This is a genomic window from Xenorhabdus griffiniae (assembly GCF_015163655.1).
GTDB lineage: Bacteria > Pseudomonadota > Gammaproteobacteria > Enterobacterales > Enterobacteriaceae > Xenorhabdus > Xenorhabdus griffiniae.
The window spans coordinates 1-15,900 of record NZ_JADEUF010000095.1 but is presented as its reverse complement, the minus strand read 5'-3'; the positions used below and the strand labels follow the sequence as shown (position 1 = coordinate 15,900).

The 15,900-nt window shown below is 42.7% G+C and carries 12 protein-coding genes and 1 pseudogene; 7 read left to right on the top strand and 6 right to left on the bottom strand.

Translation table 11 applies throughout. The annotated features are described in order from the left end of the window. Positions 1–305: 305 nt before the first annotated feature. Genes IQ211_RS14160 through IQ211_RS14145 form a run of 4 tightly spaced genes read left to right on the top strand, consistent with a single transcriptional unit; the run spans position 306 to position 4,393 of the window. A complete protein-coding gene (locus IQ211_RS14160) occupies positions 306–1,304 on the top strand; it encodes a 3-oxoacyl-[acyl-carrier-protein] synthase III C-terminal domain-containing protein (RefSeq protein WP_189760029.1) in 999 nt (332 codons plus the stop codon). Further along, positions 1,301–2,320: an NAD-dependent epimerase/dehydratase family protein gene (locus tag IQ211_RS14155; protein ID WP_189760028.1), complete on the top strand. Its 1,020-nt coding sequence runs from the start codon at positions 1,301–1,303 to the stop codon at positions 2,318–2,320. The genes IQ211_RS14160 and IQ211_RS14155 overlap by 4 nt, the downstream gene beginning before the upstream one ends. Beyond that, a complete protein-coding gene (locus IQ211_RS14150) occupies positions 2,313–3,119 on the top strand; it encodes an MBL fold metallo-hydrolase (RefSeq protein WP_189760027.1) in 807 nt (268 codons plus the stop codon). The genes IQ211_RS14155 and IQ211_RS14150 overlap by 8 nt, the downstream gene beginning before the upstream one ends. Further along, positions 3,116–4,393 carry a F390 synthetase-related protein gene (locus IQ211_RS14145; RefSeq protein WP_189760026.1) on the top strand — a complete coding sequence of 426 codons (1,278 nt, stop codon included), beginning with the start codon at positions 3,116–3,118 and terminating at the stop codon, positions 4,391–4,393. The genes IQ211_RS14150 and IQ211_RS14145 overlap by 4 nt, the downstream gene beginning before the upstream one ends. Positions 4,394–4,574: 181 nt before the next feature. Here the strand turns inward: IQ211_RS14145 and IQ211_RS14140 are convergent, their stop codons facing one another. Both IQ211_RS14140 and IQ211_RS14135 read right to left on the bottom strand, forming a co-directional pair. Next, positions 4,575–4,874: a helix-turn-helix domain-containing protein gene (locus IQ211_RS14140; protein WP_189760025.1), complete on the bottom strand. Its 300-nt coding sequence runs from the start codon at positions 4,872–4,874 to the stop codon at positions 4,575–4,577. Next, positions 4,871–5,212 (bottom strand): annotated as a pseudogene (locus tag IQ211_RS14135) (type II toxin-antitoxin system RelE/ParE family toxin). The gene IQ211_RS14140 and the pseudogene IQ211_RS14135 overlap by 4 nt, the downstream one beginning before the upstream one ends. A gap of 712 nt (positions 5,213–5,924) precedes the next feature. Here IQ211_RS14135 and IQ211_RS14130 point away from each other — a divergent pair. Beyond that, a complete protein-coding gene (locus tag IQ211_RS14130) occupies positions 5,925–8,975 on the top strand; it encodes an inverse autotransporter beta domain-containing protein (protein WP_189760024.1) in 3,051 nt (1,016 codons plus the stop codon). 90 nt (positions 8,976–9,065) lie between these two features. On the opposite strand, the gene IQ211_RS14125 is transcribed toward IQ211_RS14130, so the two are convergent. Then, positions 9,066–10,346 carry a bifunctional O-acetylhomoserine aminocarboxypropyltransferase/cysteine synthase gene (locus tag IQ211_RS14125; RefSeq protein WP_189760023.1) on the bottom strand — a complete coding sequence of 427 codons (1,281 nt, stop codon included), beginning with the start codon at positions 10,344–10,346 and terminating at the stop codon, positions 9,066–9,068. A gap of 546 nt (positions 10,347–10,892) precedes the next feature. After that, a complete protein-coding gene (gene argF, locus IQ211_RS14120; RefSeq protein ID WP_189760022.1) occupies positions 10,893–11,906 on the bottom strand; it encodes an ornithine carbamoyltransferase in 1,014 nt (337 codons plus the stop codon). A gap of 233 nt (positions 11,907–12,139) precedes the next feature. On the opposite strand from argF, the gene rraB reads away from it, so the two are divergent. Next, complete coding sequence (gene rraB / locus IQ211_RS14115; protein ID WP_189760021.1) at positions 12,140–12,562, top strand: ribonuclease E inhibitor RraB; 423 nt, start codon at positions 12,140–12,142, stop codon at positions 12,560–12,562. Between the two features lie 79 nt (positions 12,563–12,641). On the opposite strand, the gene IQ211_RS14110 is transcribed toward rraB, so the two are convergent. Both IQ211_RS14110 and IQ211_RS14105 read right to left on the bottom strand, forming a co-directional pair. Then, complete coding sequence (locus IQ211_RS14110) at positions 12,642–13,145, bottom strand: GNAT family N-acetyltransferase (RefSeq protein WP_189760020.1); 504 nt, start codon at positions 13,143–13,145, stop codon at positions 12,642–12,644. Positions 13,146–13,227: 82 nt separating this feature from the next. Then, positions 13,228–14,190, bottom strand: a complete 963-nt coding sequence (locus IQ211_RS14105) for an Rpn family recombination-promoting nuclease/putative transposase (RefSeq protein ID WP_189760019.1) — start codon at positions 14,188–14,190, stop codon at positions 13,228–13,230. Between the two features lie 555 nt (positions 14,191–14,745). Between IQ211_RS14105 and IQ211_RS14100 the strand changes: the two genes are divergently transcribed. Further along, on the top strand, positions 14,746–15,888 hold the full coding sequence (locus IQ211_RS14100) for a PrpF domain-containing protein (protein ID WP_193836403.1): 1,143 nt from the start codon (positions 14,746–14,748) through the stop codon (positions 15,886–15,888). Positions 15,889–15,900 lie beyond the last annotated feature (12 nt).

Genomic DNA, 15,900 nt, shown 5'->3' with positions numbered 1-15,900 from the left:
TATTTGTCAATTAACATTGACCTTTATTTTACATATAGACAACAAATGCCATGATTAAATCTCATAATGTGTTTTTTGCATTAAAAAAATTTTATGATGCTGAAATTATAAGCTGAGAAATTTTTTTATTTTTCAAGTGACTGCATTGAATATTTCAATTTAGTAATATGATGTGTCATAAATATAGACTTCCTGTTTAATCGGCTATCTGATAAATATTCATTTATTCTCACCCTACTCAGAATTCACTTCATATTCTGGCTACGAATTTAAACAAAAAATTAACACTTGGAAGTTATAAAAAAATGAAAAATATAAATGAATTGATCCCATTGAAGATCATTGCGTCTGGTATTGCCTTACCAGAAAACAAAGTGTATTCATCCGATTTAGATTTAAGGTTTAATAAGCCGAAGGGTTTTGTCGAAAAACATTCTGGAATAGAGTATCGCTATCATTCGGATTATGATGCATCCCCAGCTAAATTTGCCGCAGAGGCACTGCATAATACGTTAGATACACATCAAATCTCGCCAGATTCAATTGATTTGCTGATTTCAGCTTCGGCTATCCCGATTCAAGCTTTACCTTATTCCGCAGCACATATTTTAAACGAGAGTCGGTTAACGGCAGGAACCGCCTGTTTTGATATTAATGCAAGCTGTGTGAGTTTTATTTCTGCGCTGGATATTGCGAGTGGATTGCTGGCAACCCGACAGTATCGGCGGATTGCTATTGTTTCTTCGGAGATGGCTTCCCGTGGAATTGATTGGTCGCATCAAGAATCCTCACTGATTTTTGGTGATGGGGCGGCTTGTGTGATCGTTGAAAAAGGGAATGGGAAAAGTGGGATTGTGACCTACAAACATGAAACCTACCCAGAAGGCCTTGAATTATGTGAGATCCGGGCTGGCGGAACCCGCAAGAATCTGCGTTCAGGTATGGAAGATAGCGATTTCCTGTTCCAGATGCAGGGTAAGCCACTGTTTAAACTGACTGCTTCATTGATTGAAGAATTTACAGCGCGTGTATTGGGGAGTGCCAATCTTGCCATGTCCGATATCGATACCGTGATACCTCATCAGGCAAGCCATTTGGGATTGAAACATATTCTCAAGCGCTTGAATATCAAAGATGAGAGATTTGTGAATATCTATCGTTATCGCGGTAATCAGGTTGCGGCATCTATTCCAAGCGCACTGCATGAAGCCATCATGACAGATCGCTATTATGGTCGTGATTATGTGATGTTGCTTGGTACAGCGGCTGGGCTTTCGTTAAGTGAGATGATTTTAATACCATGAAAATTCTTGTAACCGGAGCCACGAGTGGTTTAGGTCGTAATGCCGTTGATTACCTGTTATCCCGTGGCGAGACGGTGGTGGCAACCGGACGTGATCCGCAGGCGGGAAGGGAATTGTCTCGATTGGGGGCGGAATTTCGCCGTGCTGAGCTGGCGACGTTAACGAAGGAGCAAGCCATCGGGCTGATGTCAGAGTGTGATGCAGTCTGGCATTGCGCCGCCAAATCTTCTCCCTGGGGCGATCCTGATGAGTTTGAACGTATCAATGTGGCTGCGACACAGATTTTGGCACAAGCGGCCGGCCTATGTGGTATCCAGCGATTTGTCCATATTTCTACTCCAGCTGTGTACTTTAATTTTTCCCACCAACAGCATGTTACCGAACATCAGCGCAGCCAGTGTTTCGCCAATGATTACGCCCGAACCAAGTTTCTGGCGGAAGAGAGCATACGTCAATTGATCCCTCGCTATCCTGACACGACTTACATTATCTTGCGCCCCCGTGGGTTATTTGGCCCGCATGACAGGGTATTGTTGCCGCGTTTGTTGGCTCAGGTTAAAGCCAGCAAAGGCGTTATTGCTTTGCCAGCAGGGGGAAGGAATGCCCTGGATCTCACTTACGTAATGAATGTTGTTCATGCCATGTTATTGGCAACTCTCCGTGAAGGCATACAAAGTGGGGCGATATACAACATTACTAATCAACAGCCACAGCCATTGGCGAAGATCTTAGGGCAGTTATTTGATGAGATGCAGTTTAGTTATCGGATCAAATCATTGCCTTATCCACTTTTGTATGGCGTTGCGACAATCCTGGAAGGCATTGCTATGCTCACCCGAAAAGAGCCGTTGCTGACGCGTTATGGCATTGGCGCGGCTTATTACTCCATGACACTGGATAACGCAAGAGCGAAAGAAGAGCTGGGTTATTCGCCGATTTATACCATAGAGGAAGGTATTCATTTAACGGCCAATTGGCTAAAACAGGCAGACCAGAAGACGGGTTCACATGGTTAAGATACGTGTTTTTAACGTGGGATATTGCACGCATTCCGGTTGCATGGCATTGAAAGGCGCCAGTCTTCGCGTATGCAAATTTCCGGCTCGGGCGTGGTTGCTGGAGTGTCATGATAAGCGTTGGCTCCTTGATACCGGATACGCCAACCATTTTTACGATCATACCCGTAGTGGGATTATTCGCTTATATCGCACGGTCACGCCGGTTTACTTTGACAGCAAAGACGCACTGGTGATGCAACTCAAAGGGGAAGATATTCAGGCACGTGATATTGATGGCATTATCATTTCTCACTTTCATGGTGATCATATTGCCGGATTACGGGATTTCCCGCAGGCCAAATTTATCTGTTCGGGGGAAGGTTGGCGTCAGACGCGTCACTTACGAGGTATTGCGGCGCTAAGAAAAGCCTTTGTGCGGGGGTTAATGCCGGAAGATTTCGAATCCAGAGTCAGTTTTTATGAAGGGTTTGAAGCCAGCCCGTTGCCAGAAGAGTTATCGGTATTGGGGAAAGGTTATGCCGTGCCGGGGAGCCAGAAGCAGATACTGATTGTTCCGCTACCTGGTCATGCGGCAGGGCATCTTGGCCTGTGTGTATTGAGTGATCAGGGTTGGATATTGTTAGCGGGAGATGCTGCCTGGTCACCAACGAATTACCGTGAACTGCGTGGGCCTGCAAAGTTGGCGAATCTTATTATGGATGACAGCCGTGCCTATTACGAAACACTGAATAAGCTGCATCACATTGACCAAAAACAGATCCCTATCCAGCTCTGCCATGAGGGAGATTTGGAATGATATTTAAAACATTTTGGTACTATTGGCGAGCCAAAAAACGGTGGAAATTCACCAACCGACAGCAGCTTGAGCAACACCAATTGAGAGAATTGGCGCGATTCAGGCATAGGGTTCTGGCGAAAAGCCCTTATTTTTCCTCATATGGTGATTTATCGTTGGCGGAATATCCGTTTATGAATAAAGCCATCATGATGGAAAATTTCGACCAGATGAATACGGCGGGTCTCAGACGCGATGAGCTTTTGGCATGTGCGCGGTTGAGTGAACAGTCACGAGATTTCACGCCAACAGTTGGCAAATTCAGCGTTGGTATGTCATCGGGGACATCAGGACAACGAGGTCTTTTCGTTGCCAGCCCGAAAGAGCGGAGCATTTGGGCGGGAACCCTGCTTGCCAAAATGCTGCCAAACGGCTTATTTCACGGTGAGCGAGTTGCGCTGTTTTTACGGGCAGGGAATAATCTCTACGATAGTGTCCAGAACCGTTGGATCTCCTTCCGTTTTTTTGACTTGTTTGCTGACTTTAATCAGCAGGTACAAGCATTAGTCGCGTATCAACCCACTATTATTGTCGCGCCCGCCCAGGTGCTGCGGGCATTGGCATTGAAGATCCAGCAAGGTGAAACATCATTGCCGCCGGTTAAAGTGATCTCGGTGGCAGAAGTGCTGGAGCCGCAAGATCGCCAACTGTTGCAGGCCGTATTTAGGGACGTAGGAGAAATTTATCAGGCAACGGAAGGTTTTCTGGCATGTACTTGCTCGCATGGGACGCTGCATCTTAATGAAGAGTTTCTGCATATTGAGCCGAAATGGATAGATGAATCGCGTTTTAACCCGATTATTACTGATTTTACCCGTGAAACGCAGCCTATTGTACGTTATCAGCTTGATGATATTTTGGTTGTGAGAAAAAAACCTTGTGCGTGCGGTAACCCTGCAATGGCGATAGAGCGCATCGAAGGGCGCAATGATGATCAGTTAATTTTACCTGCGCTTACAGGAGGAACAGTCAATATTTTCGCTGATCCTTGTTCACGGATCATTGCCAATACTCTGCCGTTAACGAGCGATTATCGGTTAACTCAGGCGGCGTTGTCGCTGAAACTGGAAGGGGATTGTAGCATCGAAGTCCTCCAGCACTGCCAGTTAGCGCTGTCAGACTATTTTGCCAAACAAAGGGTGGATATCGATAAAATTGAATGGCAGTGCGTATCGCAGGTGATACTGCCGGATCTGTTTAATAAGCGTCGCCGGATTATTAGAAGGGAGGGATAATCGGGGGGCGAGCTGCGAGTGATTAATAATTGCTCGCAGTTTGGGGAAATTAAGTGAGGTATATCCCATTGACATATCCCAAGAAGGTGCTCTGTTTTTCAATGAACTTAATTGGATGACTTTATTAGGCCGTGATAACTATTAGAAGTGGGATCACGGTCCCACTATGAACAGACCCGAATCAGATATGAAATACCCGCCCGCCACCATCAGGAAGCTCAATAGTCAGGCTAAGTTTTCCTCCCATAGCTTCGACATAACGTTTAAGAGTAGCCAGCTTCACTTCGTTGCCACGCTGCTCTATCTGAGTCACTGCAGGTTGACTGATTCCCATAGCTTCGGCCAGAGACTTCTGCGACAACTTAAGTTCCTCCCGCATCATCTGTAAGCCAGTCTCAAGGATCATTTCATCCGCCATCTCTTTGATACGGGCTTGACTTTCCGCAGAGCGAGTAGCAATGGTTTCACGTAACGTTCTCATTTTTTGTCCTCCAGATGTGCTGAGAACTCATCATCAGCCACACGTATCATAGTTTCATAAAACCGTTTGTCGTTACTTTTGTCACCTGCACACAACACGATAGCCTGTCTTTCCGGATCGAACGCGAAAAACGCACGAATTGGACGGCCAGCATACTATATGCGCAATTCCTTCATATTCTTGTGTCTGGAACCTTTTACTGTATCAGCATAAGGACGGGAAAGTTTTGGCCCGTAAGTTTCAAGATTCATCAGATCGGCCAGCACTTTTTCCTGTAAGCCATCTTCTTGCTCATGCAGCCAAGCATCAAAACGCTGCCTTAAAATGACAGTCCACAAAATCAGCTTTTCCTCTATAACCTATAACTTATATTGCCATAATATAAGCTATAACTTATCATATCAACTGTAATTTTCTGCAAACCTACCTTTTATATTTGCCGTATAAGGAAGCTCGTCACCCTCCGGATGCCTCTGAATAATCACTGATCACTCGGTACAAAGGTCCTCCTCAGCTCGTAGTGACACCGTCAAAAACCACAACATTGGTGAAGTATGCTTACAACAACTTTGACTTGCACAATGTGAATACTCGTTTTGAACAGTGTTGTGGAAATGGTTATCCGTTATATCATTCAGAAGCAATGGGTTGAGAAGCAAATGAATATGGTCGCAGAGGTTGTTGAAGTTGAAGAAGACAGTCCCAAATAGTTTGGTTAAATATGTACTATTTTTCAAGTTACCGCCAATAACACGGTAACTTGAAATTTATCGCCAAATAAATTTTTCTCTGAAAAATAAATATTAAGAATACACCATTAAAATCCCCTATTTGATTGAATATCAAGCCTGATTTTTTATGCTAATTCGCATCTCATGTAATAACCGGCCATTCAAAATAGCAAGTGATAACTTCTTATTATCAACTAATAAAAAATTTTCATTAAGCAGATTAGCAATAAGTCACCTAATGTATCTTAAGTGCACAAAAAGATTAATTTTTTATTCTTATTCAATGTTGGGACATCAAATATTCCATGAGGTACTATATATGGGCTCATATATTAGTAAGAAGTTCGTTAGATCTTCGCTATATATAGGTTCTTTGTTTTTACCATTTATCGCAACGAATACATTGGCTATAGGTGAGAAAAACACTGAACAGCAAGCACAGAAAGTGGCAGGTGAAAATCAGTTAGATAATAGGGGAGATACTACAGCAGGTTTAATTGCGCAAAATATTCAGACGGTGAGTCGGGTGTTGTCATCTTCACCTTCCCAGCTTACCGAACAAGCTAAATCCTACGCGTTAGGAAAAGTCAATGGAATAATATCCAGCGAAACCCAGAAATGGTTATCCCAGTTTGGGACAGCCAGAATCAACTTTTCCCTCGATAGAAAAGGCAAACTGGATAATGGTTCTCTGGATCTGTTGCTTCCGCTCTACGACAATAAAACCGATTGGTTGGTTTTCTCCCAATTTGGTTATCGCAATAAAGACAGCCGCCATACCGTGAATGTCGGTGTGGGTGGGCGTTATTTTACGCCTACTTGGATGTACGGGCTGAATACTTTCTATGACCATGATGTCACCGGTAAAAATCAGCGCATCGGTGTAGGTGCAGAAGCCTGGACAGATTATGTCAAACTTTCTGCTAACTCATACTTGCGTCTGACTGACTGGCGTCAGTCATTGGAAAAACAGGATTGGGAAGAGCGTGCGGCCAACGGCTTTGATCTTCAAGGCGAATTCTATTTACCTGCTTACCCGAACCTGGGTGGTAAGTTAGGCTTTGAACAATACTTTGGTGATAACGTTGAATTGTTCAATCGTGGTAGTAAACAGAAAAACCCCAGCCTGGGTAGAGTTGGCCTGAACTATACGCCGATTCCATTGGTGACAATGGGGGTAGACTACAAATATGGTGGCAGCGGGCACAGTGAAACTTTGTTCCAGGCCAACCTGAATTATCGCTTTGGAGTACCTTGGGGAGTGCAGTTCTCGCCTGATAGTGTTGCTTCCATGCGTACATTGGCAGGTAGCCGCTATGACTTAGTGGAAAGAAACAACCATATTGTGCTTGATCACAGGAAGAAGCCAGATGAACTGCAATTAGCGTTGTCGCAAAACAACATCGTAGGTTATAGCCAGCAAGCATGGCCATCACCAATACCGATAGCGGCTAACGTAGAATCAAACGTCAAGAATATAATATTTCAGGCAGATAACGCATTTACCAAAAATGGAGGCGGTATTTCCAAGGTGGGTGGCGGTAATAAGTTAATTTCGCTTGTATTGCCTAAATATATTCCTGATGGACAAAATACGCATACGATCAATATCTTTGCGGAAGGAAATAACGGTAAAGTCAGCAAGCCAGCTATTTTGAATGTGACAGTTCAGCCTTTTGTTGTCAGACAATTTAAGACTGAACAATTGACAACTTCTGCTGCGGGTGATCCGGGCGGTTATAAGTTATTGGCAACAATCGCTCATGGTACAACCGATAAAGATATTATTCGCAATGGTGTGATTGAAGATGTCACTTGGTCTCTTGAGCCAGCGAATAACGATGTGAAACTGAGTTGGGGAAAATCCAGTAAAACCAATGCTGAGGGGCAATTGCAGGCAACGGTAACGACTTCCCAGCCGCTGAAAGATGTAAAAGTTTTCCTGGAAATGCCAGGAATGCAAAAAGCCCATATTGGTGATATTGGCTTTAGCGGTCTTATCTCTGACTTTAAGGTTCAATCCGTCAAGCCGTTGACAGCCGGGCTGCGCCTCGCTGGAGATAATGGCTATACCTTTACGGCAGCAGTGAAAGATAAGAACGGTGTCCCACTGAAAAATCAGAAAGTGGATGTTCAGTGGTATCCTGAAACCTTGCCGGATGGCATGAAATGGTCGTCAGTGCAAGAGACTACAGATGCTGATGGAAACTTATTTGCTACCTTAAGTAGTACCAAGCCTGCAAAAGATATTAAAGTCGGTGCATCAATTGATGGGGGTAAAACAAAGACATACGTTGACAACCCAGTGGCTTTCATCGGTGGCATTAAGATTGGCGCAATAGAAGTTACATCGAGTAAAGAACTCAATGGTGACGGGAAAGTGCCTTATACCTATAAAGCAAAAGTGACTGATTCTTCCGGTAATACTGCCATACCTCATCTGACCTTTGGTCACGATAAGGTGGTTTGGGGTGTATCTAATGACAAACTTGACCACAACAAACTGGTAGAGGAAGGCAAGCTGGTATTCGGTAATAAACAGCTAACCACAGATGAGAAGGGATACTTAACCACAACCTTGACCAGCTCTGTCGGTGTTAAAAATGTCAAGGTCAAGCTGGATTTTGTGACGAAAAATGGAAAACAGGAATCGATTGCTAACACTGCTGTGAACTTTAAACCGGTAGATCAACCTGCAGGATTGTATCTTTTCGTGCAGCAAAACTCTGCAATCAACCATTTTTACCAGAGTAATGAGAATGGACCTTATAACCTCATCGACGGCGTTTTCGCAGAGATGCGAATTAATCGCACTGACCCGCTTATTAAGCCTGGTAGTGATGAAGAAGGCGAGGTTGAAGTAGTTACAGGAATGGTGGTGAATTTACAGGCGGATGGTATTCAGTTCCCATTTAGGTCGGGCGGTTATGCTGCGCTGGGATCTTCAAAGATAAGGACGATTGTTACTAACAAACGGACAGGAGCGATACAGGCCTATACTTATACAATAAAACCGAAGCGTTATATTGCTGGCATGTCCTATAGTCAGGATTGCACCCAAGGTGGAATCGCGAAGGCAAGAAAAGCGAATTTGTCGGATGTATATCCAGTGACCATGACAAATGACCCGACGTATCTAGATGTCCATATGGAAAAAGATGGCACGACGCTACTTGAAGAGTTTCCCAATATAATGGATTGGGGAGTAGTTAGTAAGCCTCTTGTATCGGTGTTGAACAACGTGCTTGTCCCACGAGCTAATACATCAGGCCGCCCCGGTCAGTCACCTATTAAGTTTAATGTTAAAACACTTACCCCTGACTTTTCAGCAACAGGTGACAGCGAGCAGCTTTGTGTGTTCGACATGTAAAAATAGCTAATTAAGTCAGATAAATAATAAAAACACAGGTTCAGCATTAGAGCCTGTGTTTATTTTTATGTATCGTTCTTAACAACGAATTTACTGCGTTTTGGCTGCCGCCAGCGCTTGTGCGAGGTCGGCAATAATATCATCGCTATGTTCAATACCGATGGATAAGCGAATTAAATCGCGTGAAACCCCCGCTTTTACCATTTCTTCATCATTTAGCTGACGGTGGGTTGTCGAGGCTGGATGACAAGCCAGAGATTTGGCATCACCAATATTAACCAAACGAACAATCAATTGCAGGGCATCAATAAAGCGTATACCTGCTTTTTCCCCGCCTTTAATGCCGAAAGACAGAATAGACGCTGGCTTGCCCCCCATATAACGGACAGCCAAATCATGTTCAGGATGTGCAGACAACCCTGCATAGTTCACCCAAGAGACTTGAGGATGTGTTTCCAGATATTGTGCGATCTTCAGGGCGTTTTCAGTATGGCGTTCCATCCGTAACGCCAATGTTTCTAGCCCTTGTAACATCAAAAAGGCATTGAACGGTGACAATGCCGCGCCTGTGCTACGCAGTGGCCCGACACGGCAGCGAGCGATAAAGGCAGCAGCACCAAAATGTTCGGTATAGGTTATACCGTGATATGAAGGATCTGGTGTGCCTAAAATTGCAAAGCGATCCTGATGCGCTGCCCAGGGAAATTTGCCTGAATCGACAATCATCCCACCAATCGAGGTGCCATGACCGCCAATATATTTGGTCAGGGAATGGATGATAATATCGGCGCCATGTTCAAACGGGCGGCATAAGTAGGGCGTTGCGACGGTATTATCGACAATAAGAGGAATGCCGTGCCGATGGGCAATCTCGGCCAGCGCCTGGATATCAATGATATTCCCACTGGGGTTGGTGATGGATTCGCAATAGACGGCTTTGGTTCTTTTATCAATCAGGGTGTCAACGGCCGCGAGATTGTCATGATCAACAAAACGGGTTTCAATCCCCATAGTTGGGAAACTGTGTGCCATCAGGTTATAAGTTCCGCCATACAATTTTGCGACAGAGACAATATTATCCCCGACCGTGGCGATGGTTTGTATGGCATAAGTGATTGCCGCCATGCCCGAAGCGACCGCCAGCGCACCGATACCACCTTCTAAAGCGGCGACACGTTTTTCCAATACATCATTGGTTGGATTCATGATGCGGGAATAAATATTACCTTCCACTTTTAAATCAAACAGATCAGCACCATGTTGGGAATCATCAAAAGCGTAGGAAGTTGTCTGATAAATTGGGACCGCAACGGCTTTGGTGGTTGGATCGGGTGAATAACCTGCGTGGATGGATAAAGTTTCTAATTTCATTGCCATTTCCTTTAGTTGATTAAAGTGGTGCTGACGTTTGAGACTGACAATCAAAAAGAGTAACGCGTTTGTTTTGACTTTGTTGATATCAAAAAATAATCCTATATTGGATTTTATCCGATTGCCTTACAGAAACTATCTATACTTTAAACGGTTAAAACATTTAATAAACATATACCAATCTAACTTCAAGATGCGTGTGATTTCATTTAGTGTTATAAATTGCAACTTGAAGTTTAATCCTATCTAAAACCTCAGTTTTTATGCGGATTATGAAGGAGTACTCGTAAAATAGAGTGATAAAGATCATGGCATTAATGGGGTTTATGTGGGGAGCGCTTTTAAGTTTGTTGATTATCAACCCAATTTAAATGGTATAAAAACCAAAAAACATGTTTGAAATTATTTTTGTTAGTGATATTAATTGATGCAAATAAAAATAGTGAGTTAATTCACTATTTTTATTTGGTTATCTTCTTTAAATTGTAAGTGTAGATCTATATGGTACATCTTTTATATAAGTGGACGAAAAATATAAATCAATTATTACAACACGAGGTTTTCCACCAGTGTTGCTACCACTACGGCCTTAATGGTATGCATTCGATTTTCAGCCTGATCAAACACAACGCTGTGTTTTGATTCAAATACTTCATTTGTGACTTCCAGACCACCATATAAATTGAATTCCTCTGCCAGTTGCTTACCAAGTGTTGTTTCTTCATCATGGAAAGCAGGCAGACAATGCAGGAACTTAACTTCTGGGTTTCCTGTGAGTTTCACAACATCCATATTGACTTGATAGGGCTTCAGTAAGGCAATGCGTTCTTGCCAGGTCGATTTTGGTTCTCCCATTGATACCCAAACATCGGTATATAGAAAATCGACACCTTTTACACCTTGCGTAATATCTTCTGTCAGGGTGATCTGGCCGCCTGTTTTCTCTGCCTGTTTTTGACATTCCGCAACCAAATTTTTTTCCGGCCAACATGTTCTTGGAGCAACCAAACGGAGATCTATCCCTGTCAATGCAGCCGCTTCCAGCAGAGTATTACCCATGTTATTGCGGGCATCGCCCAAATAAGCCAATTTGATCTCAGAGAGTGGTTTTTGGCTGTGTTCCTGCATCGTCATTAGATCAGCCAATAGTTGGGTTGGGTGGAATTCATCCGTCAGGCCATTCCAAACCGGAACGCCTGAGTATTGCGCAAGCGTTTCGACAATTTTCTGACTATATCCACGGTATTGGATACCATCATATAAACGCCCAAGTACCCGCGCAGTATCTTTGATGGATTCTTTGTGCCCGATCTGACTGCCGCTTGAGCCTAAATAGGTAACGTTGGCACCTTGATCATGGGCTGCAACTTCAAATGCGCAGCGTGTACGAGTGGAGTCTTTTTCGAAAATCAGGGCAATATTTTTCCCAGTGAGTAACAGAGATTCAGAACCTGATTTTTTATTCGCTTTTAATGCATGAGACAAAGTTAAAAGGGTATTAATTTCTGTGGAAGTAATGTCAAGTAATCTTAGGAAAGAACGCTTGAAAAATGGGTTCATTATGCATTGTCTCCAGTAGGAAATATTGAATTTATATTCACTATATATCGATAAAAAAATTCAATTACAAGCCCTGTGTGCAGAGTGTATAGGAATGAATGTACCAAGACAGGTTATAGATCAGCCGCTTAAGTTATGTATTTCTTTTTGAACAAAATTGGATAGATATATCCTTTGTACATAAAAGATGGGAGAATGCGAAACAAGACAGCCAACTGACAGAGGGGATTGGCATGGCAGACCCACATGCTTTAGAAGAACAGTGTGAAGAAACTCGCTTGATCATCGAAGAATTATTGGAAGATGGCAGTGATCCGGATGCACTCTATATTATTGAGCACCATTTTTCGGCAGAAGACTTCGACCGACTGGAAAAGGCAGCCCTTGAAGCTTTCAGGTTAGGCTATGAAGTGACGGATGCAGAAGAGCTGGAAACAGAAGACGGTGTTGTTTTGATGTGTTGTGATGTGATCAGCGAAAGTCGTCTGGAAGCTGAATTGATCGACGCACAGGTTGAGCAGCTCATGGATCTGGCTGGTAAAATAGGTGTAAATTACGACGGTTGGGGAACGTACTTTGAAGACCCTAATGCGCCTGATGATGAAGATGACGGTGATCTCTTTCCCCCTGAGGACGATGAACCCAGACTCCATTAAGATTTCGAGGATTGCGTCAAACCACATTGCCCCACTTAAACCGTGGGGCTGGCTATCTTTAATTGAAAGCTATATAGCATCATAATGCTTTGAGCATCCTGACTTCACAGTCACTGTGGCCTGTATTGCCAAGAGGCTTATCAAGATAGCCAAAGCCTAGCTTTTCATACAAAGCAATAGCGGCTTTCAGATCCTCTGTCGTTTCCAGATAGCAGCGTTTAAAGCCTTGTTCTGTGCCAAATTCGAGAGATTGTTTCACGATTTGCTTGGCAATACCTTTTCCGCGTAATACCGACGAAAGGTACATTTTCTGTAATTCGCAAGTATCACCATCACCACCAGCCAACGGAGCAATACCGCCACCGCCAACGACTTCGCCATCCATTTCAACCACCCAATAAGCGCTGCGTGGCTGGTTGTACACTTCGTACAGGGTATCCAGAATAGGATCAGCGACGGCAAAGCCTTTATCTGCGGTTAAGCCATGCTCAGCAGAAACCTCACGGATCACAGCGGCAATGCTTGCATTGTCTTGTTGAGTGATGGGGCGAATTATGTAATTGTGTGTTGTTTTTGTTGTCATTATTTTCTCTTTATATTTTTATTACTTCATTTACCCACCAAAAACGCGGGTAAGAGAATGCGAAAAGGGAATGGTGAGGGGGTTATTGCAGGGAAAGCAGTTCTTCACGGCTCAGGCCGGTACTTTCCATAATCAGTTCGATACTAGCACCATTTTTCAACAGGTTACGTGCTATTTCGAGTCGCGCCTCACGTTGACCTTTTTCTTCCCCTTGTTGAAGACCCTGTTGCACGCCTTGTTGAAGACCTCGCTGCACGCCTTGCTGAAGACCTTCTTTCCGGCCTTTTTCGTGTAATCGTTGAGCAATAGTCATAATCACCTCCTGACGACTATCTGTCTGTTCAATCAGCTGCTGGATAATCTGTTCAAAATGCGGTGAATCCATCGTGTTAAACAGGTAATGAAGGATAGTGACCACATCATTGTCACTATTATAATTGTGCTTAAGGGCCTGTGCCAATAACGCGGTTACGGCCTTAAACCCCTCCCGCAAATTTTTATGCTTCATCGCCAGTTCCATCACGGCGATTTTGCGATGATTCACCAGTTCGTTATCATCAATCACAGTTACATCGATTAACGGAAACGGATTAAAGTATATCTCTTTTGCCAATTCGGGCAACGGAAAGCATTGCGTCCAGGTTTGCTGGAAAGGATAAGGGCTGCGATCACCGTGGTAAAACAAAACGGGTACAACCAGCGGCAGTGTCTTGTTTCCCTGTTGCAGATGCTGATTCATCGCCATAAAAGAATAATGCATCATTCGCCATGCCATTATTTTATCTGGGGTAGACTGATGTTCAACCAGGACATAGATATAACCCTCCCCTTGTTGCGTTTGCACCGAATAGAGAACATCCGACATTCTTGAACGCAACTGTCGGTCGATGAATGACGAGTTAGTTAATGTTAATGTGCTAAGATCACACAATTGCTTGATTTTTTCCGGTAGGTGGATGTCAAAAAAATCTTTAGCATTTTCAATTTGAGTCATAAATCCTTTGAAAGCTGCATCATGGGGTGTGGATATGGTCTTTTTATTCATTATATTCGCCCGTCAACTTTTGAGTTAGATTGCTTATATACCAATCTAACTTAAAGATGCGTGTGATTTTTCCCCGCTTAGCGGGAAGAAATCAGGTTTTATATCGTGTTGTAAATTGCAACTTGAAGTTTAATGCGTATAAACACTTTACTTTGATGGAAAATATAATATCCCCCTATACTTATGCTATATAAATAAACCTCATTTAACCTGATATTAAGAAAAAATCAATCAAAATAATCAACACGTTAATTGTATTATTAAAAATAGTCATAAAAAACTTGGGAGCTGATGGATGCTATTTTTATCAGAACTGGATATATGGCATTAATGCCTTTTATCACTATGACTTGATGGGGTAAATTATTCCCCTTATTCTTTTGTCCAATCTTCGATTCTTGATTCATTCACTTTATTAAATTCTCTGGCATTATTAGTGATAACAATCCATTACTAACAAATAGAATAGCTGTTTATGCTTTGTTTATCATTGATGTAATATATTTTCTCTATTTCATGAGAATAATAAAAAACTAATTTATTCATAGCGATAATATGAAAAAATCATCTTTTCCTATTCGTATTCCTCTCTATTATGTGAGAGGCGGAACTTCAACTGGTATCGTTTTATTACAAAAACATTTGCCAGAAAAAAAAGAACTCAAAGAAGAAATTCTTAGGTATATCATGGGGGTGCCCCTTGAAGGAAAAAATGAAAATAATAAACAACTACAGGGGTTGGGCAGGGAAACTACAACCAGTAATAAAGCTTTTATTATTGATATCGATTATCAAGCTAAAAAGGTGATTAGCACTTTTGCTCAACTTGAAAAAGAGAGTAGTACCGTATCGTGGGAAGTTAACTGTGGAAATATGACCTCATCAATACCCTTGGTAATAAGAGATCTCCCAGAGGAAAAGTTGTTAATGCCCGATGGAAAGTTAAGTATTTATAATACAAATACCAATAAAAATATTTTATGTACGATGGCGAATGTGTCACCTAAATACCAACTGGCACATATACCTGGTGTAGTGGGTGATTTTCCTGAGATTAATGTGTCATTTGCAGATCCTGCATGTTCAAAAACAAAAGCCCTTTTTCCGACAGGAAATTTGATTGATAAAGTGAATGGAGTTCCGGTCACGTGTATTGATGTCGCCGTACCGATGATTATTATCAATGCAGAAAGTTTGGGAGTTTCGGGTTACGAAAATCCCAATGAAATTAAAAATAATCAAGTATTACAAGAAAAAATCATGCAAATCAGGGTAGAGATGGGGATTAAGATGGGAATTCGTCAAAACAATGGAGCAGTGATGAATGAAAAGGATTTAACAGAATCTATCACCCAACCCAAAGTCGCCATTGTTGCGCCTTCTTTATCCAAAGGAGATATTACTATCAGGTATCTCACACCCAAAAACGCTCATTTATCTGTCGCGGTATCCGGTGGTTGCTGCTTAGCTGCTGCTTGCTGTTTTCCCGGAACGGTTGCCAGTCATCTTTATTATGCTAATAGGGTTAACGGTCACTCTACTGTACGGATTGAGCATTTGTCTGGGATATCCAAATTTAGTATCACACATGATGGTGAATATATACCAATCTCACTTCAAGATGATGGTTTTAAAATCTGGAAATTATCAGTCAGTCGAGTCGTCAATTCTTTTGCTTTTTCTGGCAAAGTGACATGAAAAAAGTGACGA

What these genes read in the sequence shown, in the direction of transcription:
- IQ211_RS14105 (WP_189760019.1), bottom strand. Translation starts at nt 14,190, where the DNA reads ATGAATAAAAAGACCATATCCACACCCCATGATGCAGCTTTCAAAGGA.
- IQ211_RS14150 (WP_189760027.1), top strand. Translation starts at nt 2,313, where the DNA reads ATGGTTAAGATACGTGTTTTTAACGTGGGATATTGCACGCATTCCGGT.
- IQ211_RS14145 (WP_189760026.1), top strand. Translation starts at nt 3,116, where the DNA reads ATGATATTTAAAACATTTTGGTACTATTGGCGAGCCAAAAAACGGTGG.
- rraB (WP_189760021.1), top strand. Translation starts at nt 12,140, where the DNA reads ATGGCAGACCCACATGCTTTAGAAGAACAGTGTGAAGAAACTCGCTTG.
- IQ211_RS14140 (WP_189760025.1), bottom strand. Translation starts at nt 4,874, where the DNA reads ATGAGAACGTTACGTGAAACCATTGCTACTCGCTCTGCGGAAAGTCAA.
- IQ211_RS14110 (WP_189760020.1), bottom strand. Translation starts at nt 13,145, where the DNA reads ATGACAACAAAAACAACACACAATTACATAATTCGCCCCATCACTCAA.
- IQ211_RS14155 (WP_189760028.1), top strand. Translation starts at nt 1,301, where the DNA reads ATGAAAATTCTTGTAACCGGAGCCACGAGTGGTTTAGGTCGTAATGCC.
- IQ211_RS14125 (WP_189760023.1), bottom strand. Translation starts at nt 10,346, where the DNA reads ATGAAATTAGAAACTTTATCCATCCACGCAGGTTATTCACCCGATCCA.
- IQ211_RS14100 (WP_193836403.1), top strand. Translation starts at nt 14,746, where the DNA reads ATGAAAAAATCATCTTTTCCTATTCGTATTCCTCTCTATTATGTGAGA.
- argF (WP_189760022.1), bottom strand. Translation starts at nt 11,906, where the DNA reads ATGAACCCATTTTTCAAGCGTTCTTTCCTAAGATTACTTGACATTACT.
- IQ211_RS14160 (WP_189760029.1), top strand. Translation starts at nt 306, where the DNA reads ATGAAAAATATAAATGAATTGATCCCATTGAAGATCATTGCGTCTGGT.
- IQ211_RS14130 (WP_189760024.1), top strand. Translation starts at nt 5,925, where the DNA reads ATGGGCTCATATATTAGTAAGAAGTTCGTTAGATCTTCGCTATATATA.